The following is a 22,791-nucleotide window of genomic DNA, read 5'->3' as shown; positions in this document are numbered from 1 at the left end:
GGGCGAGGACGCTCACAAAGAGCATGGAGCAAGAAGTGTAAATCGTTTAGGAGGACGCACATTATGATGGACGCAACCAAGTACGCTCCGGGTTACTACCCGGTACCCGCAGGCTATGACAGCTGGGTAAAGAAGGATCACATTGAAAAAGCCCCCGCATGGTGCAGTGTGGACCTGCGCGACGGCAATCAGGCCCTGATCGTGCCCATGAGCCTTGAGGAAAAGCTGGAGTTCTTCCAGATGCTGGTCAAGATCGGCTTCAAGGAGATCGAGGTGGGCTTCCCTGCCGCCAGCGACACCGAGTACGAGTTCCTGCGCACCCTGATCGAGAAGAACATGATCCCCGAGGATGTCACCGTGCAGGTGCTGACCCAGTGCCGCGACCACATCATCCGCAAGACCTTCGAGGCCGTCAAGGGCGCACCCCGCGCGGTGATCCACTTCTACAATTCCACCTCTGTGGCCCAGCGCGAGCAGGTGTTCCACAAGAGCAAGGAAGAGATCAAGCAGATCGCCACCGACGGCGCAAAGCTGGTCAAGCAGCTGAGCGAGGAGTATGAGGGCAACTTCCTGTTCGAGTACAGCCCCGAGAGCTTTACCGGCACCGAGGTGGACTATGCCGTGGATGTGTGCAACGCCGTGCTGGACATCATGCAGCCCACCCCGGACCGCCCCATGATCATCAACCTGCCCGTTACCGTGGAAATGAGCATGCCGCACGTCTACGCAAACCAGATCGAGTACTGCGACAAGCACCTGAAATACCGCGACAGCGTGATCATCTCCACCCATCCCCACAACGACCGCGGCACCGGCGTGGCCTGCGCAGAGCTGGCCGTGCTGGCGGGTGCACAGCGCGTGGAGTGCTGCCTGTTCGGCAACGGCGAGCGCACCGGCAACGTGGATGCCGTGACGCTGGCAATGAATATGTACAGCCACGGCGTGGACCCCAAGCTGGACTTCTCCGATATGCCGGACATCTGCGCCACCTACGAGCGTGTGACCCGGATGCACATTTACGAGCGCACCCCCTACGCCGGTCAGCTGGTGTTTGCCGCCTTCTCCGGCAGCCATCAGGATGCCATTGCAAAGGGCATGGCCTACCGCAAGGAGCATGGCGAGCACCGCTGGACCTGCCCCTACATCCCCGTTGACCCCCACGACATCGGACGCACCTACGATGCCGATGTTATCCGCATCAACAGCCAGAGCGGCAAGGGCGGCATCGGCTTTGTGCTGGAACAGAACTTCGGCTACAATCTGCCGCCCAAAATGCGCGAGGCTCTGGGCTACAAGGTCAAGAGCGTTTCCGACCACAGCCACAAGGAGCTGAGCGCAAACGAGGTGCTGCACATCTTCGAGGATGCCTTCCTCAACCGCTGCAAGCCGCTCAACGTTCTGGAAGCCCACTTTGCACAGGTGGGCGGCATCACCGCCACCGTCACACTGGAGCTGAATGGTCAGCGCAAGGTGGTCACCTCGGTGGGCAATGGCCGTCTGGATGCTGTGGCAAACGCCATCCAGAGCGCCACCGGCATGGAGTTCCACCTCGAGACCTACTCCGAGCACAGTCTGGACGAAGGCTCCACCTCCCGCGCTGCCTCCTACGTCGGCCTTGTCTGGGGCGATAACACCGTCACCTGGGGTGCCGGCACCGACACCGATATCATCGTGGCCGGCATCAAGGCACTGGTGAGCGCGATCAATAATAAGTAACATCCTCGCCCTCTCAGTCACCTGCGGTGACAGCTCTCCCAAAGGGAGAGCCTCTGGCGAAACCGGTAACTTTGCGTGGACTGCCAAGGCCTCCCACTTTGGGGGAGGTGGATGCGACCAGCGGGAGCAGACGGAGAGGGCGAGCCGCCTATAAGTATAAAAGGAGAGTACCATCATGGGAATGACCCTGACGCAGAAGATTCTTGCCGCACATGCCGGTCTTGCCGAGGTCAAGGCAGGCCAGCTCATCAATGCAAAGCTGGACATCGTGCTGGGCAACGACATCACCACCCCGGTTGCCATCAACGAGTTTGAAAAGGCCGGTTTTGACGGTGTGTTCGACAAAGAGCACATTGCCATCGTGCTGGACCACTTTGTGCCCAACAAGGACATCAAGAGCGCCACCCAGTCCAAGCAGTGCCGCGAGTTCGCCAACAAATACGACATCCTCAACTTCTATGATGTGGGCCAGATGGGCATTGAGCACGCCCTGCTGCCGGAAAAAGGCATTGTGACCGCAGGTGACTGCGTGATCGGTGCGGACAGCCACACCTGCACCTATGGTGCACTGGGTGCCTTCTCCACCGGTGTCGGCTCCACCGATATGGCCGCAGGCATGGCCACCGGCATGGCATGGTTCAAGGTGCCCTCTGCCATCAAGTTCGTGCTCAAGGGCAAGTTCGGCCCCCGCGTGTCCGGCAAGGACCTGATCCTGCACATCATCGGCATGATCGGTGTGGACGGTGCGCTGTACAAATCCATGGAGTTCACCGGCCCGGGCGTTGCCAGCCTGACGATGGACGACCGCCTGTGCATCTGCAACATGGCCATCGAGGCCGGTGCCAAGAACGGCATCTTCCCCGTAGACGATGTGACCAAGGCTTACCTCAAGGGCCGCAGCCAGCGTGAGCCGGTGTTCTTTGAGGCCGACCCGGATGCCGAGTACGAAAAGACCATTGAGATCGATCTGGACAAGCTGGAACCCACCGTCAGCTACCCCCACCTGCCCGAGAACACCCACCTTGCCAGCGAGGGCAAGGACATCAAGATCGATCAGGTTGTGATCGGCAGCTGCACCAATGGCCGTCTGGAGGACATGGAAGCCGCCTACAACGTGCTCAAGGGCAAGCACATTGCCAAGGGCGTGCGCGGCATCATCATCCCCGCCACCATGGCCGTTTACAAGGAATGCATCCTGCGCGGCTGGACCACTGCCTTTATTGATGCAGGCTGCATCGTGTCCACCCCCACCTGCGGCCCCTGTCTGGGCGGCTACATGGGCATTCTGGCGGAGGGCGAGCGCTGCGTTTCCACCACCAACCGCAACTTTGTGGGCCGCATGGGCCATGTGAAGAGCGAGGTCTACCTTGCTTCTCCCGCCACTGCCGCCGCCAGCGCACTGACCGGCTGCATCACCGACCCCCGCACGGTCTGATCGGAAAGGAGCACAACAATGAACGCAAAAGGTTCTGTTTTCAAATACCCGGACAACGTGGATACCGATGTCATCATCCCGGCCCGCCACCTGAACACGCAGGATGCCAAAGAGCTGGCCAGCCACTGCATGGAGGACATTGACAAGGACTTCGTCAAGAAGGTGAAGGACGGCGACATCATGGTGGGCGGCTGGAACTTCGGCTGCGGCTCCTCCCGTGAGCACGCACCGCTGTGCATCAAAACCGCCGGCATCTCGGTGGTCATTGCCAAGAGCTTTGCCCGCATCTTCTACCGCAACAGCATCAACATCGGTCTGCCCATCATGGAGTGCCCGGAGGCTGTGGATGCCATCAATGCGGGCGACACCGTCAGCGTCGATTTTGACACCGGCGTGATCACCGACGAGACCAACGGTAAGGTGTTCCATGCCGAACCCTTCCCGCCGTTCATTCAGGAGATCATCTCCGCCGGTGGACTGATGAAGTCCATCAAAAATAAGAAGTAAGGAGCTTTCCCATGGAAAAAAACATTGCTGTCATCTGGGGCGACTGCTCCAGCCCGGAGATCGTCAAGCAAACCATCCGCGTGCTTGACAAGGTGGCCGAAAAGTACGGCCACACCTTCCACTACACCGACGCTGCCATGGGCGGCGAAGCCATTGACAAGTACGGCGACCCACTGCCCCAGCACGAGCTGGACAAGTGCCTTGCTGCGGACAGCGTCCTGCTGGGCGCCGTGGGCGGCCCCAAGTGGGAGGGTCTGCCCGGTGAGCAGCGCCCGGAGAAGGGCCTGCTGCGTCTGCGTGCAGGCATGGGCCTGTACTCCAACAACCGCCCGGCCAAGATCTGGCCGCAGCTGGCTCCTGCCAGCCCCCTGAAGCCCGAGATCGTGGCACAGGGCATCGATTTCATCATCGTGCGTGAGCTGATCGGCGGCGTATACTTTGGCAGTCACGAGACCCACACCCTCGCCAGCGGCGAGAAGCAGGCCATCGACTCCATGCCCTACTCGGAGCACGAGATCGAGCGCATCGGCCGCATCGGCTTTGAGACCGCACGCAAGCGCCGCAAGAAACTGTGCTGCGTGGACAAGGCCAACGTTTTGGACACCAGCCGCCTGTGGAGAAGCGTGATGCACCGCCTGCAGGCCGAGTACCCGGATGTGGAATACAGCGAGATGTTCGTGGACAACTGCGCCATGCAGATCGTCAAGAACCCCGCCCAGTTCGACGTGATCGTTACCGAGAACATGTTCGGCGACATCCTGTCGGACGAGGCTTCCATGATCACCGGCTCCATCGGCATGATCCCGTCCTCCTCTCTGGGCGACGGCACCCGCGGCCTGTATGAGCCCATTCACGGCTCGGCCCCCGATATTGCGGGCAAAGACATCGTGAACCCCACCGCCTGCATCCTGTCTGCCGCCATGATGCTGCGCTACTCCTTTGGCATGGCCGAGGAGGCCGATGCCATTGAGACCGCCGTGAACAAGGTGCTGGACAAGGGCCTGCGCACCGCCGACAACATGAGCGAGGGCTGCACCTGCCTTGGTTGCACCGCCATGGGCGATGCCATTCTGGCCGAGATCTAAGTTTTTCCATAACGCACAAAGGGGAACGACAGCCGTCGTTCCCCTTTTCGTCTGCACAAAAAAGAGCAGCTGTTCCCAGCTGCCCTTCCGTGATACAGTTTCTTACTTGGTGCCGTAGATACGGTCGCCGGCGTCGCCCAGACCGGGAACGATGTAGCCGTTCTCGTTCAGGTGGTCGTCCTCTGCGCCGAGGTAGATATCCACATCAGGGTGTGCCTCGTGCAGGGCCTTGATGCCTTCCGGAGCGGCGATCAGGCCGATGAACTTGATGCGCTTTGCGCCATGCTTCTTGATCTGGGTGATGGCATCAATGGCGCTGCCGCCGGTAGCCAGCATCGGGTCCAGAACCAGAACATCGCGCTCTGCGATATCCTGCGGCAGTTTGCAGAAGTACTCCACAGGCTGCAGGGTCTCCTCGTCGCGGTACAGGCCGATGAAGCCCACCTTTGCAGCGGGCAGCAGGGTCAGCATACCGTCCAGCATACCCATGCCTGCGCGCAGGATGGGCACCAGAGCCAGCTTGCGGCCAGCCAGCACCTTGGTCTTTGCCATGGTGATGGGTGTTTCGATCTCCACCTCTTCCAGAGGCAGGTCACGGGTCGCTTCGTAGCACAGCAGGGTCGCGATCTCGCCAACGAGGTCACGGAACTCCTTGGTACCGGTCTGCTTGTTGCGCAGAATGCTCAGCTTGTGCTGCAGCAGCGGATGCTCAACGATCATCGGGGTCATAAAAACACGCTCCTTATTTTAAATAGATAACTCTATCGGGTCCAAGATTACGATTTAAAACAGCTCCGCATACGCTTCGCCATGATCAGCGGTTCTCCAGTGCGGTCAGCTTGTCGATGCGGCGCTGATGGCGGCCACCTTCAAACTCGGTGTTCAGGAAGAGATCCACCAGCTGGCAGGCCAAGCCTGCACCCACGACGCGGCCGCCCATGCACAGAGCGTTGGCATCGTTGTGGCGGCGGGTATACTCGCAGCTGAAGCTGTCAGAGCAGCAGCAGGCACGAATGCCCTTGATCTTGTTTGCTGCCATGCTGATGCCCACGCCGGTGCCACAGAACAGCAGTGCCTTGCTGCACTCGCCGCTCACAACTGCATCGCAGGCGGGCACGGCCATATCGGGGTAATCCACGCTGTCGGTGCTATGGGTGCCAAAATCGATGTATTCCAGCCCCAGCTCCTTCAGATGCGCCTTGACAGCTTCTTTCAGTTCAAATCCGCCGTGGTCAGCGGCCAGTGCAATGGGTTTTGCCATGGAAATGTTCCTTTCTCTCAGTCACGCAGGGTTTTATGCCTGCTCCTTGTTTTGGGCGGTATTGGCTGCAGCTTCTGCTGCAAGGCGCTCTGCGCGCTCCCGCTCGGCCTGACTCAGGCGGTGGTAGTCCGGCAGCAGAGCCTCCGGCAGCACAGCCTTTCCGGCTTCGGCCATCTGCTTTGCCACAAGGGCCACTGCAGCAGCACGCCCGCCGCGCAGGGCCGCAGGTGCCTGCAGCACGCCCGGCACACTGCCGTATTTATTATAGCACAGAGATGCGCCATCACCAACAAAAAACAGGGGCTTTTTGCAATTTTCTACAAAATCGGCCAGATCTGCCACCGCCCGGGCATCGTCTTCCAGCAGACGGCTGTGGGTGGCAAGGTCGAACGCGGCACTGTATACCTGCGCACGGCGGGCATCCAGTGCGCACAGCACGGTGCCCTCGCCCGTGTGGGCTGCGGCCAGTGCTTCCAGCGTGGAGACCGGTGCGCACAGCGTTTCCCGCGGGAAAGCCAGACCCTTGACCGCCGCCAGACCGATGCGCAGCCCGGTAAAACTGCCGGGGCCTGCGTTGACACCGTACAAGTCAATCTCTGCACAGGTCATGCCGCACATCTTCAGGCAGGTGTCGATCATGGGCATCAGCGTTTCGCTGTGGGTCATGCCTGCGTCCAGATACACCTCGTACAGCAGGCGGTCATCCTGCAAAAGAGCCACACCGGCCGTTTTGCCCGCTGTATCCACAGCTAAGATGTTCATAGCGTTACCCCCTCAATGGTGATCCTGCGGGTATTTTCGTCCACGCGCTGGATATCCACCCGGATGGGGTTTTCCAGTGCCAGCAGGTCTGCAAAGTTCTCGCTCCACTCTGCTGCCACAATGGCCCCCTGATCCAAATAATCGTAAAAGCCTGCAGCACACAGGTCGTTCTCAGTGGAAATACGGTACAGGTCAAAGTGCGCCAGCGGCTTTGGGCCGCGGTAGTAGTTCACAATGGCAAAGGTTGGGCTGGACACCGGGTCGGTGCAGCCAAGGCCCTCGGCAAGGCCCTCGGTAAAGGCGGTCTTGCCCGCGCCCAGCCCGCCGGTGAACGCAACCAGCGAACCCGGTGCCAGCACTGCGGCCATACGGGCACCCAGCGCCACCGTCTCGGCGCGGGAGTGGGTGATATATTCTGACATGAAGCTTACCTCATTTTATAAAGCAAAAGGGACGGCAGAATGCTCTGCCGTCCCTTAGTATAATATACTTTGTGCAAAAGTGCAATGCCGTGTGTTGCTTACGCCGCCGCATCCACATCCGCTGCCGTGTAGGGGTTGGGCAGTGCAGCGCTTCGGTCTCCGCTGAGCATCGCATAGGATGCCGCCGCATGGGGCCGTCTGCCGCCCTGCTCGTTGTACCAGATGATATCATCGGTGCCGTAGATGCTCTTGGCATAGTCCACGGCCTGTTCCAGCGTTTCGCCCTCGATCATCCGGTTCACAGCGGCCCACAGCATACTGCGGGAATACACCGAGTAGACATTGTTCACATAGCCCATCACCGCCTTGGCACCGCCTGCCAGCAGGCCGTCTGCCATAGAGGTATCCACATGGCCGTTCTTGCCGTAGAACTCGCAGGTCTCGCTGAGCACGATGCCGTTGCCGCGGTAGGCACTGCGGAAGAAATCGCCGTTGACGGCGTACATGCCGTTCACCTTGACCACGCGGTGGGCCAGCAGGTCAAAGCCATAGCGCAGATCGCTCCAGAAATCCGATCTCTCGGTCAGCAGGATCAGCGGTTCCGTGGCAGTCTTTTTGAACAGCCAGCCGTATTCATAGGTATAGTACGTGCCGTGGGTGCTCAGGATGCACAGGTCGTAGCGGCCCATCCTGCGCAGGTCGGATACAGTAACGGTGGTATCCAGATCCGTCTGCAGGCCCACCGAATCCCAATAGGTCTGCATGTAGGCATAATACGGGTAGCGGGTGCTGTTGATCGTGTTGTCAAACGCATAATAGATCGCCGCCGTGCCCACCCGCTTGTTCTCTGCCAGCTCCTGCAGCTGGCTCTCGTCCAGCTCCGGCAGGGCTGCGGTGTTCTCCTCCTCCGGGTCGGTAAGCAAGATGCCGCCCAGCGCGCCGCAGCTGTAGGTAAAGCTGATCATGCCGTTTTCGGCATCGGTGTAGACAGACCCCTGCTTTACAAGGCCCTGTGCGGTCAGCGCATCCAGCTGCTGCAAAGCAGCATCTGTGCGCTCGTCCTCGGTCATCTGTGCATAGTCGCTGCCTCCGGTCAGTGCGGTCACAGCGGCATCTGCCTGCTGCATCTCGCGCACATCTGTGGCCGAAAGGCTCTGCTGCACAGCCGCCTGTTCTTCCGGCTGCTGTGCAAAAGCCGCTGTGGGCAGCGCTGTGAGCGCGAAAACCAGAGCGCACAGTGCACACCCAAAACGGCGGAGCATATCGTGTTCCATTCCCATTTCCTCCGGGCATATCTGCCGCCCAATGCGGCACGCCGCCCTTTTCCAGCAGGCATCTTCCTGCCATTTTCTTTGCGCGGCAGGCGCTCTGCAAAGGAGCTTTCTGCTGCACCTTCATTGTAGATGGTGCGGTCTGCTTTGTCAAGCATTCGTGTGGATTTTGCAAAGCTGTCACACCCGGTGGATTGCAAACGGTGTGCAGGCTGTGTATAATAGGATAAACTGGGTTGGTATTGCCCGCTGCAGCGGCAAAACCCGGTGTGCATCCGGGAACGAAAGGTGGTGCTTTCTTGGAAAGCATTCGACAATATTTTAAACGAACCGATAAGATCTATCTTCTGCTGTGCATCTTCAGCAGCACCATGGCGGTGGTGGCTCTGGCCTCCTGGGCCGCAAAGCAGGGCAATGGCTTTGCCACGGACGAGATCACTGGTGCCATTACCGGCATCGGCGATTACCGCCGCGCGCTGGTGCAGGCGGCAGCCGCCGGGCTTGGCATCGTGATCGCACTGCTGCTCTCCTGCATCGACTACCGCAGCCTTGTCAAGGTGTGGCCGGTGCATGTAGCCCTGACATGGGGTCTGGTGCTGCCCACGCTGTTCATCCGCAATGTGGCCATCGGCCCGCTGACCATCGGCTTCAACGCCGGTGACACCGACAACTACTCCTGGTACAAGCTGGGCGGCTTTACCTTCCAGCCCACGGAGCTGGCAAAGATCAGCTTTATCCTTACCTTTGCCATGCACCTGAACAATGTGCGCAGCCGCATCAACGAGCCAAAGGAGCTGGCAAAGCTTCTGCTGCATCTGGCCGCGCCCATCCTCATTATCCACATTCAGGGCGACGACGGCACCGCCATCATCTACGCCATCATCGGCTGCTGCATGATGTTTGCAGCGGGCCTGAGCTGGAAGTATATCATCGGTGCCATCTCGGCGGCAGCTGTGGCCGTGGCGGCGGCGTTTGCCTTTTTCAGCGATAAGATCGGCAAGGGCTACCAGTGGTACCGCATTCTGGCCGTTATCGACCCGGAGAATACCACCGGCTGGGCACCCAACGAAGCCACCTGGAAAAACATCATCTATCAGCAGCAGCGCGGCGAGATCGCCATCGGCTCCGGCGGCATCTTCGGCAACGGCCTGTTCAGCGGCCGGTACTACAGCGTGCCCAATGCCCACAACGACTTTATTCTCAGCTGGATGGGCAATGCCATTGGCTTTGTGGGCCTGTGCATCGTGCTGGGGGCACTGCTGGCACTGGTGATCAAGACCTTTGCCACCGGTGCGCGCAGCGAGGACCTGCTGGGCAGCTACATCTGCGCCGGCATCGGCGGTGCTTTGATGGCGCAGATCGCCGTGAACGTGGGCATGAATCTGCGTCTGCTGCCGGTCATCGGTGTCACCTTGCCCTTCTATTCTGCGGGCGGCAGCTCGGTGCTGATGCTGTATATCTGTGTTGGATTAGTTCTTTCCGTATATATGCACAATACAAAGAGCCTGTTCGGGTAAAGTGCAGCTTACCCCCCCCCCCTGTATTTTCCACATTTGCCGTTATATCAGTTGAAATCTCCGCATCCTGCTTGCAATCCACTGGGATGCATGATATTATAATAAAAATGTGCAGTTTTGCTGCTCAATATGGTGCAAGAAGCTGCATGGAGAGAGATTGGGGACTCTCCCCTACTTTTATAGTATCAACCGGAAAATGGAGTGAAACGAATCATGACATCCACAACAACTGCGCCAGAGGCGGAATACTGGCTGCAGACCGGTTGGATGGAGGAACCTGGCGCGGAGTTTGGCATCCGCAAACCAGTCACCATCGACCGCAAAACAAACCTGTACGAGCACCGTGCCTACTGGTGTGTGCGCCGCGCACAGGATATCTTCTTTTCTCTGCTGGCGCTGGTGGTGCTTTCGCCGCTGCTGCTCATCACCAGCCTTATGATCTGGCTTGACAGCCCGGGTTCAAGCCCCATCTTCAGCCAGTGGCGGGTGGGCCGCAATGGCAAGCTGTTCCGGCTGTACAAGTTTCGTTCCATGTGCCCGAACGCCGAGAGCAAGCTCAACGATCTGCTGAAGGACAACGAGATGGACGGCCCGGTGTTCAAGATGAAGGATGACCCGCGCATCACCCGTGTGGGCCATTTCATCCGCAAGACCAGCATCGACGAGCTGCCGCAGCTGGTGAACATCCTCAAGGGCGATATGAGCATTGTAGGCCCGCGCCCGGCGCTGCCCCGCGAGGTAGCCCAGTACACGCCCTATGAATGGCAGCGGCTGTATGTGACACCCGGCCTTTCCTGCTACTGGCAGATCGCGCCGCACCGCAACCAGCTGAGCTTTGACGAATGGATGGCACTGGATGTGAAGTACGTCAAGGAGCGCAGCTTTCTGGTGGACTGGCGCATCATCTTCCGCACCTTCCGTGCGGTGCTGTTCGGCCACGGAGAATAACATCGTATCGCAAAAAATCCCCGCTGTGCAGCTGCACAGCGGGGATTTTGTTGTTTGTGGGGGACGATAAACTCCTTCCGTCATCGCTGATGCGATGCCACCTCCCTCTCAGAGGGAGGCTTTGGCGTTGCAATAAGACGGAAACGGCTCCTCCTCCGGGGGAGCTGGCAAACCCGCAAGGGTTTGACTGAGGGAGTTTTTACTTCAGCACAGCGCCCAGATTTGCACTGGTGACCATGCGTGCGTAGCGGCTCAGCCAGCCGGTCTTAATGTTGGGTTCGGGAGCAACATACTTTGCCTTGCGCTGGGCCAGAACTTCATCGCTGACCTCCAGCGTGATGGAGGCATTGGGGATATCAATGTTGATGGTATCTCCCTCCTCGATCAGGCCGATGGGGCCGCCGGAAGCAGCCTCCGGGCTCACATGGCCGATGGCTGCGCCGCGGCTCGCGCCGGAGAAGCGGCCATCGGTGATGAGGGCCACGGTCTTGTCCAGCTTCATGCCGGCCAGAGCGGAGGTGGGGTTCAGCATCTCACGCATACCGGGGCCACCCTTGGGGCCTTCGTAGCGGATGACCACCACATCGCCCGGGACGATCTTGCCCGCATAGATGGCGGCAATGGCCTCGTCCTCGCTGTTGAACACGCGGGCCGGGCCGGAATGCTGCTGCATCTCGGGGGCCACGGCGCTGCGCTTGACCACACAGCCGTCTGGTGCAATGTTGCCCCACAGGATCTGCAGACCACCGGTCTGGGAATAGGGGTTGTCGATGGGACGGATGGCCTTGTCGTTCAGGATGTGTGCGCCCTTGATGTTCTCGCCCAGCGTCTTGCCGGTAACGGTGGGCACATCCAGATCCAGTAGGCCCTTCTTGGCCAGCTCTGCCTGCACGGCGGGGATGCCGCCTGCGGCGTAGAGATCCGGCATGTGGGTGGGGCCGGCCGGTGCCAGATGGCACAGGTTCGGGGTCTTGGCGCTGATCTCATTGAACAGCTTCAGGTCGATGGGCACACCGGCCTCATAGGCGATGGCCAGCAGGTGCAGCACGGTGTTGGTGGAGCAGCCCAGCGCCATATCGCAGGTAAGAGCGTTGCGGATGGAGCGCTCGTTGATGATCTGGCGTGCGGTGATGCCCTTGCGCACCATTTCCATAATGGCCATACCGGCGTGCTTTGCCAGCTGCAGACGCTTGGAGTAGACGGCAGGAATGGTACCGTTGCCGGGCAGTGCGATGCCGATGGCCTCGCACAGGCAGTTCATGCTGTTGGCGGTGTACATGCCGGAGCAGCTGCCGCAGCTGGGGCAGCAGTTGCAGGTGCAGTCTTCCAGCTGATCCTCGGTAATCATACCGGCCTTGTAGGCACCCACAGCCTCGAACATCTTGGAAAGGCTGACCTCTTCGCCGCCGTAGGTACCGGCCAGCATGGGGCCGCCGGAGCAGACCACAGCGGGCACATCCATGCGCACCGCTGCCATCACCATGCCGGGCACGATCTTATCGCAGTTGGGCACCAGCACCAGACCGTCCAGCTGGTGGGCCATGAGCATGGTCTCCACGCTGTCGCAGATCAGCTCACGGGATGCAAGGCTGTACTTCATGCCCACATGGCCCATGGCGATGCCGTCGCACACGCCAATGGCGGGGATCAGGATGGGCGTGCCGCCTGCCATCTCAACGCCGGCCTTTACGGCATCGGCGATCTTGTCCAGATTCATATGGCCGGGCACGATCTCGCTGTATGCGGAAACCACGCCGATCAGCGGGCGCTCCAGCTCTTCCTTGGTGTAGCCCAGTGCGTAGAACAGGCTTCGGTTCGGGGCGCGCTCCGAGCCCTTGGTCACATTGTCGCTTCTCATTTCAAATCCTCTTTTCTGACGATAAAAACGCCTTCTCGGTCAAGCGGCTCGCCCTCTCCGTCACGCCTTACGGCGTGCCACCTGTTCCCCACTTTGTCACCTGCGGTGACATTTCTCCCCGATGCGGGGAGAATCTTTCCCAAAGTGGGAGGCTTTGGCATTGCGGATAAGTTTCCCGTTCTGCCAAGGGCTCTCCCTTTGGGAGAGCTGTCGAGCGAATGCGAGACTGAGAGGGCGAGGATGTCAAACTTTTACTTCTTCAGCCAGCTCATCATGCTGCGCAGCTCTGCGCCGACCTTCTCGATGGGCAGCTCTGCTTCCATGCGGCGCTTTGCCAGGAAGTGCACCTTGCGGCCGCCATTGGGGCTCATCTCGGTCAGGAACTCGGAAGCGAAGGTGCCGTCCTGGATCTCGGTCAGGACCTTCTTCATCTCCTTGCGGGTCTCGGCAGTGATCAGGCGCTTTCCGGTGCGGTAGTCGCCGTACTCAGCGGTGTTGGAGATGGAGTAACGCATCTTGGAGAAGCCGCCCTCGTTGATCAGGTCAACGATCAGCTTCATCTCGTGGCAGGTCTCAAAGTATGCCATCTCGGGCTCGTAGCCAGCTTCCACCAGCGTATCGAAACCGGCGTGGATCAGCTCGGAAACGCCGCCGCACAGCACTGCCTGCTCGCCGAACAGGTCGGTCTCGGTCTCCTCCTTGAAGGTGGTCTGCAGGATGCCTGCACGGCCAGCGCCGATGCCGGAAGCGTATGCCAGAGCAATATCTTTAGCCTTGCCGGTGTAGTCCTGCTCCACGCAGATCAGAGAGGGGCAGCCCTCACCCTCGGTGTACAGGCGGCGGACGATGTGGCCGGGGCCCTTGGGAGCGATCATGATAACGTCAACGTTCTTAGGAGCGGTGATGGTCTTGAAGTGGATGTTGAAACCGTGTGCAAAAGCCAGTGCCTTGCCCTCGGTCATGTAGGGAGCCACCTGCTTGTTATAGATGTCAGCGCACAGCTCATCGGGCACCAGCATCATGACAACGTCGCCGGCCTTGGCAGCTTCTTCCACTTCCATGACCTTGAAGTTCTCGTGAGTTGCTGCGAACTCAGAAGCCTTCTCCCAGTGAGCAGAGCCCTTGCGCAGGCCGACGACGACGTTTACGCCGCTCTCGGCCAGGTTCTCAGAATGTGCGTGGCCCTGACTGCCGAAGCCGATGACAGCGACGGTCTTGCCGTCCAGCACGCCGAGGTTGCAGTCGGAATCGTAGTATTTCTTGATAGCCATGGTAGTTGTTCTCCTTTTTGTTTTGTGTTTATTCAGTGGCTGATTGTAAACGATCTTATATTTTCGCTCACTGTGGAGCGGAAAAGCTCAGGTCCGTTCCGGGCAGTGGGTCCCCGGCAGAGGCAGCTGTGCTTCGCGCACCTCCTGCGGAGGCTTCTGCATATGCTGATGCATCCCGCCGCGCTCCAGTGCGGTAACACCGGTGCGGCACTGCTCCAAAATTTTGTAATCTGTAAACATTTTCAGGAAGGCATCGATCTTATCCGGCTTGCCGATCAGCTCGAACACCATGCTGTCCGGCGAAAGGTCGATGATCTTGGCCTTGTAGATACTGGCGATCTCCCGCAGCTCGCTGCGGTTGTGCACATCGGACGCTACCTTCAGCAGCAGCAGTTCCCGTTCCAGAGATTTTTCGCCGTCCAGCACGAACACCTGACGGGTAACTTCCAGCCGTTCGGTCTGCAGGATCAGCTGCTTGAGGGCCTTGTCATCGCTGGTAATGGTCACGGTGATGCGGCTGACTGCCGGGTCGTTGGTGGCCGAGACCGTCAGGCTGTCGATGTTGAAGCCGCGGCGGCAGAACAGGTTGGACACACGGGCCAGAACACCGCTCTGGTTGTCCACCAGCAGGCTGATGACCCTGCGCTTGTTGGATTCCATATTGCTGTGCCCTCCTTATTCCATGATGATATCGTTGATGTCGCCGCCGCCGGGGATCATGGGCAGCACCTTTTCGTCCTTATCGATGATGCACTCGATCCAGGTAGGGCCTTTCTGCTTCATCGCATCCGCAAAAGCAGCCTGAAACTCCGGCAGGTTTCTGCAGCGGTAGCCTTTCAGGCCAAAGCCCTCGGCCAGCTTGACGAAGTCCGTCTTGCGGTGGGGGTCGGTCTGGCTGTAGCGTTTTTCGTAGAAGGTGGTCTGCCACTGGCGCACCATGCCCAGCACCGAGTTGTTGAAGATCACGGTGACGATGGGCAGCTCATAGCTCACGGCGGTGCAGGCCTCGTTCAGGTTCATGTGGAAGGAGCCGTCGCCGGTAAACATGACCACCCGCTGGTCGCGGCCCAGAGCCATCTGTGCGCCAATGGCGGCACCGTAGCCAAAGCCCATGGTACCCAGACCGCCGCTGGTGATAAAGCCGCGGCTCTTGGCGTGGCGCAGGTATTGTGCCGCCCACATCTGGTGCTGGCCCACATCGGTCACATACACGGCTTCGGGGCCGCACTGGTTGCACACCTCGCCGATCACCTGATGGGGCATCAGGCGGGTGGGGTCGGACACCGGGTGGTAATCCTGTGCCTGCCACTCATGGATCATCTTCATCCAGTCGGGATGCTTCTTTTCCTCGATCTGCGGCAGCATGGCGTTCAGCACGTAAGCGGCATCGCCTACGATGGAAAGATCGACCTCCACATTCTTGCCCAGCTCACTGGGGTCGATGTCGATCTGGATGATGGTGGCATTCTTTGCAAAGGTCTTGGGATTCAGCGCCACACGGTCCGAAAAGCGGGTACCCACCGCGATCAGCACGTCGCAGTCGGCCACAGCGCGGTTGGAGGTGTAGCAGCCGTGCATACCCACCATGCCAATGTTCATCGGGTCGCCGTAGGGCACAACGCCTGCGGCCATCAGGGTGTAGGTGGCCGGGATCTCTGCCTTGTGCAGCAGATCCCGCAGCGGCTGGCAGGAGGCTGCGCTGCGCACGCCGCCGCCAAAGTAGACCAGCGGTCGCTGGGCCGCATTGATAAGATCCGCTGCCCACTTGACCTGCTCCGCGTTGAAGGTGGTCACGGTGCGGATGGGCTCCGGCTTTTTGGGGGTGAACTCGCATACCGCCGCCGTCACGTCCTTGGGGATATCCACCAGCACCGGGCCCTTGCGGCCGCTCTGTGCAATACGGAAGGCAGAGCGCATGGTATCGGCCAGCTCTTCCACACGGCGCACCGTGAAGTTGTGCTTGGTAATGGGCATCGTGATGCCCTCAATGTAGGCTTCCTGAAAGCCGTCCTTACCAAGGCCCGCCGTGGCTACGTTGCCGGTGAAGGCCACCATGGGCACCGAGTCCATGTAAGCGGTGGCAATGCCGGTGACCAGATTGGTGGCACCCGGGCCGCTGGTGGCCAGCACCACACCGGTGCGGCCGGTGGCACGGGCATAACCGTCTGCCGCGTGGGCCGCGCCCTGTTCATGTGCCGTCAGCACATGGGTGATGCGGTCCGAATTTTTGTACAGCTCATCGTAAAGGTTCAGCACTGCGCCGCCGGGATAGCCAAAAAGGGTGTCCACGCCCTGCTCGCAGAGGACCTCCACAAAAATCTGAGAACCATTCAACTGCATGGTGAGTTTCTCCTGTTTTCCTAACCTTTTTCCACTTTTTACACGTTCCCGGGGAGCTTCTTTTTAAAAGAAAAGGCCTTTGTCCCCTGTTAAACCAAGAGACAAAGACCTTGTGATCATCAAGCTCTCTGCGGTACCACTCTCGTTGGCGTGCTGTGCACACCCTCTCACGGGCTTCCAACAAAGCCCTGCACGGTAACGGCTGCAACCGGCGCTGCTTACAAGGGTTTTGCACCCGTTGGGCAGGCTGCTCCGGGACGATTTTCCGCACGAAGCACTGACTGCCTTGCACCAGACGGCAGCTCTCTGAACAGTGGGGATCGTGTGGTACTTTTTCCCATCTGCGCATTTGTTGATGTAAATTATACTATAAATCGGCCTTTTGTCAATCGACAATTTGTAACCTGAATCACCCCAAACATGAAGTTAATTGAACACCTCTTGCGCCATGGCAGAATGCGCTGTATACTTCTGATATGCGCGCCCGCGCGTTTAATTTAAGACCAACCAGAGGACAGGAATATGAAATTGAGAGAATGGAATGCCCGGCTGCACGGGCTTGTTGTTTTCCGCAGCCTGCTGGACGACCCCGTTGTGGCAAGGCTTGTGGACCTGACCGACCGCATGGAAGCCGGTGCGCCCGGCTATGGCCCGGTGTGCGACGCTGCGGCCCAATTTGAAGCCGCACTGTTCGAGCACACCACCAACTGGGGCAGCTACCTCAGCGCCGCTGTGCTGGAAGCCGAGACCGTCTGCGTACGTCAGGCTGCATCGGGCACCCTTGCCCCTGCACTGCAGACCGCGCTGGACAGTGAACTGGCTTTTCTGCAGGCTCTGTGCGGCCTGACGCTGGACGAGCTGCTGGCCGCTGCCGGTTCTGCCACAGGGCAGGCGCAGGAGCTGGCTTTCCTGCCCCGGTGGGAGACCTCCAGCATCGACCTGCCTGCCGCCTACGCCCAGCGCATGAGCGAGGTGGGAAAAAAGGGCTATGGCATGTTTGCCAAGCACCATGTGTTCACGGTGGAGAACGGCCAGCTGGTGCCGGTGAAATACCCGGACCCTCAGCGCCTTTCCGAGCTGCCCGGCTACGAGAAGGAGCGCGAAAAGGTCATTGCCAACACAAAGGCCCTGCTGGCCGGGATGCCCGCCAACAATGTGCTGCTGTACGGCGATGCAGGCACCGGCAAGTCCAGTGCGGTGAAGGCCATTGCCAATGAGTTTGCACCTGAAGGCCTGCGGCTGGTGGAAGTGAAGAAGAACCAGCTCTACCAGATCCCGGATCTGATGGACAAGCTGGCCGCGAACCCGCTCAAATTCATCCTGTTCATCGACGACCTGAGCTTTACCGCCAACGACGACAACTTTGCCGCCCTGAAGGCCATTCTGGAGGGCAGCGTGGGCGGCAGAGCCAAAAACATTGCGGTATACGCCACCTCCAACCGCCGCCACCTTATTAAAGAAACACTGACCGACCGCACCGGCGACGACATCCACGAAGCCGATACCCGGCAGGAGCTGATGAGCCTTTCCGCCCGATTCGGCCTGACGGTCACTTTCCAGCGGCCGGAGAAGGCCCGGTTTGAGACCATTCTGGCCGAACTGGCAAAGCAGCACGGCATCGACATGCCGATGGATCAGCTGCTGGTCAAAGCCGAAGCCTTTGCCATCCGCGCCGGCGGCCGCAGCCCCCGCGTGGCAAAGCAGTTTATTGAGCAGTGCGAGGCGGGCGTGCAGAAGTAATTAGTTTGTCTTTATTTTAACATCAAAGTCTCTGACAAATCTTTCACAAAATTCCGAGAAGTCGTGAATTTTTTCACCTTCTCGGCATTCTTTGTCTATTTTTTATTTATCGGTAAAAAGCCTTGCATTCTATTGAAATTCAGGCTATAATATGGCCAACATCAGCCAATTGATATATCAACTGAGCACTTCTGGAGGGCAACTATGGGCTTTTTAACGGGTAAGACCGCTATCATCACCGGCGCAGGCCGCGCCGTACTTTCCGATGGCAGCTGCGGCTCCATCGGCTATGGCATTGCCACCGCCTTTGCAAAAGAGGGCGCAAATCTGGTCATCACTGGCCGCAATGTGAAAAAACTGGAAGAGGCAAAAAACGAGCTGGAAGCCAAGTATGGCATCCGCGTTCTGCCGGTGCAGGCAGATGTGTGTGCAGGCACCGACAACGAAGCCACCGTGCAAAATGTCGTCAATCAGGCTGTGGATATCTTTGGTGGCATTCAAGTGCTGGTGAACAACGCACAGGCATCCGCTTCCGGCGTGCCGCTGGCAGAGCACACCACCGAGCAGTTTGATCTTGCCCTTTATTCCGGCCTGTACGCTGCATTTTACTATATGAAGGCCTGCTATCCCTATCTGGCCAAGTCCAAGGGCAGCGTGATCAACTTTGCATCCGGTGCAGGCTTATTTGGCAACTTTGGCCAGTGCGCCTACGCTGCCGCCAAGGAGGGCATCCGCGGCCTGTCCCGCGTGGCCGCTACTGAGTGGGGCAAGGATGGCATCAATGTCAACGTGATCTGCCCGCTGGCCTGGACCGCCAAGCTGGAGCAGTTCCAGCAGGCATACCCAGATGCGTTCAAAGCCAACGTCAAGATGCCGCCCATGGGCCACTACGCCAACCCCGAGACCGAGATCGGCCGGGTATGCGTGCAGCTGGCCATGCCGGACTTCAAGTATCTGTCCGGCGAGACCCTCACGCTGGAGGGCGGCATGGGTCTGCGCCCGTAATTGCTGTTCTCATTCTTCCTCATACATGCAAAAGGGGCTGTGCCGCTGGCACAGCCCCTTTTGTGTTTAGGCCTGATTATTCGCGCACGGCGATGCACTCGATCTCCAGCTTTGCGCCCTTGGGGATGGCGGCCACCTGCACGCAGCTGCGGGCAGGGAACGGCTCAGCAAAGGCCTTGGCATACACGGCATTCACAGCGGCAAAATCGTTGATATCGGCCAGAAAAATGACAGTCTTGACCACATTTGCCATGGAAAGGCCAGCCTCGGCCAGAATGGCCCTGAGGTTTGCAAGGCTCTGTGCAGCCTGCTCTTCAACCGTATCGGCCATCTTGCCGGTAGCAGGGTCTACCGGGATCTGGCCGGAAACAAACACCATATTGCCCAGATCGATCGCCTGGCTGTAAGGGCCGATGGCTGCGGGTGCGTTGGAAGTGGAAACAACTTTCATGATAAAACGATCCTTTCTTTTTTTCTTCTATTATACTCTTTCGCTCACAAGCTGGAAACCCTCTTTTGCAAGCTCTGCACGGATCTGCTCGATCTGCTCGGCATCGCGGGTCTCAAGGGTGAGCTTGAGGAAGCAGCTGGAAATGGGCATATTGGGATCGGAGCCATCGTGCTGCACCGACACCACATTGCTGCCGCAGCGGGACACGATCTCGGCCACCTTCTTGAGCTGGCCGGGCTTGTCCTCCAGCGCAATGGTCATGTTCGCCTTGCGGCCGCTCATGACCAGACCACGGGTGATCACGCGGTTGAGGATGTTCACATCGATGTTGCCGCCGGAGACGACGCAGGCCACCTTTTTGCCCTCGACCGGCAGCTTGTGGAACAGCACTGCAGCCACCGGCACGGCTCCGGCACCCTCGGCAACCAGCTTCTGGTTCTCCATCAGCGAGAGGATGGCGGCAGCGGTCTCATCCTCGCTCACGGTCACGATGTCGTCCACATACTGCTCACAGATCTGGTAGGTCAGCTCACCGGGAGTCTTGACCTGAATGCCGTCTGCAAAGGTAGAAACGGCTTTCAGGGTCTGGTACTTATGCTCGTGCAGGCTGCGGTACATGCTGGGTGCACCCTCGGCCTGTACGCCATAGACCTTCACCTCCGGGCGCAGACTCTTGATGGCAAAGGCCACGCCGGAGATCAGGCCGCCGCCGCCCACCGGCACAACGACCGCATCCACATCCGGCAGCTGATCCAGAATTTCCAGACCAATGGTTCCCTGCCCCGCGATGACCTGCTCATCGTCATAGGGGTGGATAAAGGTCATGCCGGTTTCTTCCTGCAGCTCCACAGCCTTGTCGTGGGCATCATCGTAGGTGCCGGGCACCAGACACACCTCTGCGCCCAGATTCTTGGTATTCTCCACCTTCATGATGGGGGCACCGTCCGGCATACAGACGATGCTCTTGATGCCGCGGCGGGTAGCAGCCAGCGCCACGCCCTGTGCGTGGTTGCCGGCAGAGCAGGCGATCACGCCCTTGGCGCTCTCCTCCTCGGAAAGCTGGCTGATCTTATAGTAAGCACCGCGCACCTTAAAGCTGCCGGTGGCCTGCAGGTTTTCGGTTTTCAGGTACAGCTGGCAGTCCTTGGAGAGTTTGGGTGCCTCGATGAGGTCGGTCTTGCGGGCAACATCCTTGAGCACAAAGGCTGCATGGTAGATCTTATCCAGAGTCAGCATGGTTTTCTCCCTCTATTTTTATCGTTCCCTGCTCTGCGGCTTTTCCGCCCTCAGAGCCTTTATTTCTGGCTTATTATGCATGTTTCTCAGTATAGGTTAGCAAAGTTGATTTGTCAAATGAATTTCCTTCACACCTGAAACCGAAAAAAAGAACTGCCGCAGGCATACCGCCCACAGCAGTTCTCCGTGTTTTTGTGTTTTTAACGGCCGCGGCCACCGCCGCCGCCGTGGCTGCCGCCGCCGCCCATTCCACCGAAGGAGCCGCCACCGAAGCTGCCGCCGCCGAACGAGCCGCCACCGAAGGACCCGCCGCCAAAGCTGCCGCCCATGGGAGGACGGGGCGGACGGCGGTTATTGTTCCGGGGTGGGCGGGGCCGGTCATTGCGGGGGCCGGGGCCATAGCCCGGGCCGTATCCGGGACCGAAGCCGGGGCCCGGAGGAGGCGGCGGGCCGGGACGGTGCCGACGGGCCGAACCTGCCATGTAGCCCCATGCGAAGGGACCCCAATTCCAGCCTGCTGCGTGGCCGATGGGTGCAATGAACACCCGGAACACGAACAGTACGATGATCAGCATCACCATCAGGGACATGAACAGGATCACGATACCCAGAACGACATCCTCAAAAGTGGTGGGGCCGTCGTCCGGCTGGGCATAGCTGCCATTATTGCCCGAAAGGCTCACACCGTAGATATCCGCAATGGTGCTGGCCACATTGTTGGCACAGGTGATTACTGCATCGCTGTAATCGCGGTTAACAAAATCACCTTCCATGGTCTGAGCGAGGGCGCTGGCCTGACTTTCCAGCGTGGTGTTGCGGAAGCCGTCGCCGTAGGTCACGTAGTAATCGCCATCCTCGTAGATGGGCGACTCCATCACCAGCAGGATCAGCACACCGTTGTTCTCGGAAGCCGAGCCGATGCCCCAGGCGTTGAAGGCCTGTGTTGCATAATCCTCAGTGGAATAATTACCCGTATAATCTACAGTCAGTACGCCGATCCGTGCTCCGTTGCAGCTGGACTGCAGCTGGTTGTTCAGATCAACGATGGTCTGGGTAGTGCTGTCGCTCAGGATGTTGGCATCATCCACCACACATTCGTCTTTGGGCAGGTCCGGCAGGCTGGCGGCGGCAAGGGCCGCCGGGCACAGGACTGCCGCGCCCACCACAAGGGCCAGCACCAGAGCGCTCACGCGTTTTGCAAAATTTTTCATGCGAAGGGTTCAACCTCCTTTACACCGGCAATGGCTCCCAGCACGCTGGCTGGGAAGCCGCCGGTCTCTTTCTGGTAGTCGTAAACGGCATCGTTGTATTTCAGGGTGCCGATGATGGTAGCCGCGCTGTTGAACTGGCCGTACTGGCCCTGCACTGCACCCATCTTCATGGGGTCTGCGGCCTGCTCCTGCAGCTTTGCGTAGAGCTGATCGATCCGCGACCCCAGCACCTCGTTGGCCTGATACAGCGCATGCATCGTGCTGCCCTGATAATAGGGCAGCGAGGTGGGTGCCTGACTTCTGCCGCCGTTCTGCACGGCTTCCAGACAGGCGGTAAAATCGCTCAGCGCGCTCTGTGCGGCCTGCACCTCGGCATTGTCCGCTCCCAGCGTGCTGCCGGCGGTGGTGATGATGTTTGCCGCCGTGTTCATGCGGGTGGTCAGCTCCTCGTTGAGGTTATAGCCGTTGTCTGCCGCCACACCCACCGTGTACCATTTGCGGACTTCGTTGTATCGGCTGCGCAGCTTGGCGCTGCCAAAGCCCAAAAAGGCCGCCAGCATCACCACCACGCTCAGCGCCAGTGCAGCTGCGCGGGTGGAAAGGGCTGCGGGCAGCTTTGCTTCCAGCCCTGCCAGCTTCTGCTGCAGAGGTGTCAGCGGCACGGCCTGCTCCGGCTGCTTTTGTTCGCGGTAGCTGCCCGCGTCAAAACCGCCGGAAGTGCTGTTCTGTTTTTGCGAAAAATCTGCGTTTGCCAT

Annotated in this window: 21 protein-coding genes and 1 other annotated feature; of the genes, 8 read left to right on the top strand and 13 right to left on the bottom strand. The window is 59.3% G+C overall.

Going from position 1 to position 22,791, the window contains the following annotated elements:
• Positions 1 to 63 precede the first annotated feature (63 nt).
• From DW937_RS10855 to leuB, 4 genes are all read left to right on the top strand, one after another.
• Positions 64 to 1,716 (top strand): 2-isopropylmalate synthase, encoded by a 1,653-nt coding sequence (locus tag DW937_RS10855; RefSeq protein ID WP_120120917.1) that lies wholly within the window; start codon positions 64 to 66, stop codon positions 1,714 to 1,716.
• Between the two features lie 175 nt (positions 1,717 to 1,891).
• Positions 1,892 to 3,151, top strand: a complete 1,260-nt coding sequence (gene leuC / locus DW937_RS10850) for a 3-isopropylmalate dehydratase large subunit (RefSeq protein ID WP_118529126.1) — start codon at positions 1,892 to 1,894, stop codon at positions 3,149 to 3,151.
• Between the two features lie 18 nt (positions 3,152 to 3,169).
• A complete protein-coding gene (leuD, locus tag DW937_RS10845; protein ID WP_097776707.1) occupies positions 3,170 to 3,658 on the top strand; it encodes a 3-isopropylmalate dehydratase small subunit in 489 nt (162 codons plus the stop codon).
• A gap of 11 nt (positions 3,659 to 3,669) precedes the next feature.
• The gene (leuB, locus tag DW937_RS10840) at positions 3,670 to 4,743 is read left to right on the top strand and encodes a 3-isopropylmalate dehydrogenase (RefSeq protein WP_120120916.1); all 1,074 of its coding nucleotides are present in this window, start codon (positions 3,670 to 3,672) and stop codon (positions 4,741 to 4,743) included.
• A gap of 102 nt (positions 4,744 to 4,845) precedes the next feature.
• Here leuB and upp read toward each other — a convergent pair whose 3' ends face one another.
• The 5 genes from upp to DW937_RS10815 all read right to left on the bottom strand — a co-directional run bounded on the left by upp (position 4,846) and on the right by DW937_RS10815 (position 8,462).
• Positions 4,846 to 5,472, bottom strand: a complete 627-nt coding sequence (gene upp / locus DW937_RS10835; RefSeq protein WP_097774028.1) for a uracil phosphoribosyltransferase — start codon at positions 5,470 to 5,472, stop codon at positions 4,846 to 4,848.
• Between the two features lie 85 nt (positions 5,473 to 5,557).
• Complete coding sequence (gene rpiB, locus DW937_RS10830) at positions 5,558 to 6,004, bottom strand: ribose 5-phosphate isomerase B (protein ID WP_097776710.1); 447 nt, start codon at positions 6,002 to 6,004, stop codon at positions 5,558 to 5,560.
• A gap of 33 nt (positions 6,005 to 6,037) precedes the next feature.
• Entirely contained in the window at positions 6,038 to 6,766 is a 729-nt protein-coding gene (gene tsaB, locus DW937_RS10825; protein ID WP_120120915.1) for a tRNA (adenosine(37)-N6)-threonylcarbamoyltransferase complex dimerization subunit type 1 TsaB, read from the bottom strand.
• A complete protein-coding gene (gene tsaE / locus DW937_RS10820; protein ID WP_005942237.1) occupies positions 6,763 to 7,188 on the bottom strand; it encodes a tRNA (adenosine(37)-N6)-threonylcarbamoyltransferase complex ATPase subunit type 1 TsaE in 426 nt (141 codons plus the stop codon). Before tsaE ends, tsaB begins: the two co-directional genes overlap by 4 nt.
• A 98-nt stretch (positions 7,189 to 7,286) precedes the next feature.
• Positions 7,287 to 8,462, bottom strand: coding sequence for a hypothetical protein (locus tag DW937_RS10815; RefSeq protein WP_120120914.1), 1,176 nt, complete (start codon positions 8,460 to 8,462; stop codon positions 7,287 to 7,289).
• 296 nt (positions 8,463 to 8,758) lie between these two features.
• Between DW937_RS10815 and DW937_RS10810 the strand changes: the two genes are divergently transcribed.
• Together DW937_RS10810 and DW937_RS10805 are read left to right on the top strand one after the other, a co-directional pair.
• Complete coding sequence (locus DW937_RS10810; protein ID WP_243089097.1) at positions 8,759 to 9,976, top strand: FtsW/RodA/SpoVE family cell cycle protein; 1,218 nt, start codon at positions 8,759 to 8,761, stop codon at positions 9,974 to 9,976.
• 267 nt (positions 9,977 to 10,243) lie between these two features.
• Positions 10,244 to 10,924 (top strand): sugar transferase, encoded by a 681-nt coding sequence (locus tag DW937_RS10805; RefSeq protein WP_120120913.1) that lies wholly within the window; start codon positions 10,244 to 10,246, stop codon positions 10,922 to 10,924.
• 199 nt (positions 10,925 to 11,123) lie between these two features.
• Here DW937_RS10805 and ilvD read toward each other — a convergent pair whose 3' ends face one another.
• From ilvD to ilvB, 4 genes are all read right to left on the bottom strand, one after another.
• Entirely contained in the window at positions 11,124 to 12,782 is a 1,659-nt protein-coding gene (gene ilvD, locus DW937_RS10800) for a dihydroxy-acid dehydratase (RefSeq protein ID WP_118529114.1), read from the bottom strand.
• 251 nt (positions 12,783 to 13,033) lie between these two features.
• Positions 13,034 to 14,053, bottom strand: coding sequence for a ketol-acid reductoisomerase (ilvC, locus tag DW937_RS10795; protein ID WP_005942218.1), 1,020 nt, complete (start codon positions 14,051 to 14,053; stop codon positions 13,034 to 13,036).
• 87 nt (positions 14,054 to 14,140) lie between these two features.
• Positions 14,141 to 14,713 carry an acetolactate synthase small subunit gene (ilvN, locus tag DW937_RS10790; protein WP_118529110.1) on the bottom strand — a complete coding sequence of 191 codons (573 nt, stop codon included), beginning with the start codon at positions 14,711 to 14,713 and terminating at the stop codon, positions 14,141 to 14,143.
• A 15-nt stretch (positions 14,714 to 14,728) separates the two neighbouring features.
• On the bottom strand, positions 14,729 to 16,393 hold the full coding sequence (gene ilvB, locus DW937_RS10785; RefSeq protein WP_120120912.1) for a biosynthetic-type acetolactate synthase large subunit: 1,665 nt from the start codon (positions 16,391 to 16,393) through the stop codon (positions 14,729 to 14,731).
• A gap of 94 nt (positions 16,394 to 16,487) precedes the next feature.
• Positions 16,488 to 16,746: a binding site (T-box leader), on the bottom strand.
• Positions 16,747 to 16,915: 169 nt separating this feature from the next.
• On the opposite strand from ilvB, the gene DW937_RS10780 reads away from it, so the two are divergent.
• Together DW937_RS10780 and DW937_RS10775 are read left to right on the top strand one after the other, a co-directional pair.
• Positions 16,916 to 18,133 (top strand): ATP-binding protein, encoded by a 1,218-nt coding sequence (locus DW937_RS10780; protein ID WP_120120911.1) that lies wholly within the window; start codon positions 16,916 to 16,918, stop codon positions 18,131 to 18,133.
• Between the two features lie 204 nt (positions 18,134 to 18,337).
• Positions 18,338 to 19,138, top strand: a complete 801-nt coding sequence (locus tag DW937_RS10775; RefSeq protein WP_120120910.1) for an SDR family oxidoreductase — start codon at positions 18,338 to 18,340, stop codon at positions 19,136 to 19,138.
• A 76-nt stretch (positions 19,139 to 19,214) separates the two neighbouring features.
• On the opposite strand, the gene DW937_RS10770 is transcribed toward DW937_RS10775, so the two are convergent.
• The 4 genes from DW937_RS10770 to DW937_RS10755 all read right to left on the bottom strand — a co-directional run bounded on the left by DW937_RS10770 (position 19,215) and on the right by DW937_RS10755 (position 22,791).
• Positions 19,215 to 19,589 carry a RidA family protein gene (locus DW937_RS10770; protein ID WP_118529102.1) on the bottom strand — a complete coding sequence of 125 codons (375 nt, stop codon included), beginning with the start codon at positions 19,587 to 19,589 and terminating at the stop codon, positions 19,215 to 19,217.
• A 30-nt stretch (positions 19,590 to 19,619) separates the two neighbouring features.
• Positions 19,620 to 20,825: a threonine ammonia-lyase gene (gene ilvA / locus DW937_RS10765; protein WP_005942203.1), complete on the bottom strand. Its 1,206-nt coding sequence runs from the start codon at positions 20,823 to 20,825 to the stop codon at positions 19,620 to 19,622.
• A gap of 200 nt (positions 20,826 to 21,025) precedes the next feature.
• Positions 21,026 to 22,036 (bottom strand): TPM domain-containing protein, encoded by a 1,011-nt coding sequence (locus DW937_RS10760; protein ID WP_120120909.1) that lies wholly within the window; start codon positions 22,034 to 22,036, stop codon positions 21,026 to 21,028.
• Complete coding sequence (locus tag DW937_RS10755) at positions 22,033 to 22,791, bottom strand: LemA (RefSeq protein WP_120120908.1); 759 nt, start codon at positions 22,789 to 22,791, stop codon at positions 22,033 to 22,035. The genes DW937_RS10760 and DW937_RS10755 overlap by 4 nt, the downstream gene beginning before the upstream one ends.

This window comes from Faecalibacterium sp. AM43-5AT (genome assembly GCF_003603345.1).
Lineage (GTDB): Bacteria > Bacillota > Clostridia > Oscillospirales > Ruminococcaceae > Faecalibacterium > Faecalibacterium taiwanense.
Note: the sequence above shows the minus strand (reverse complement) of the source record. Positions and strands in the feature narration are given on the sequence as shown.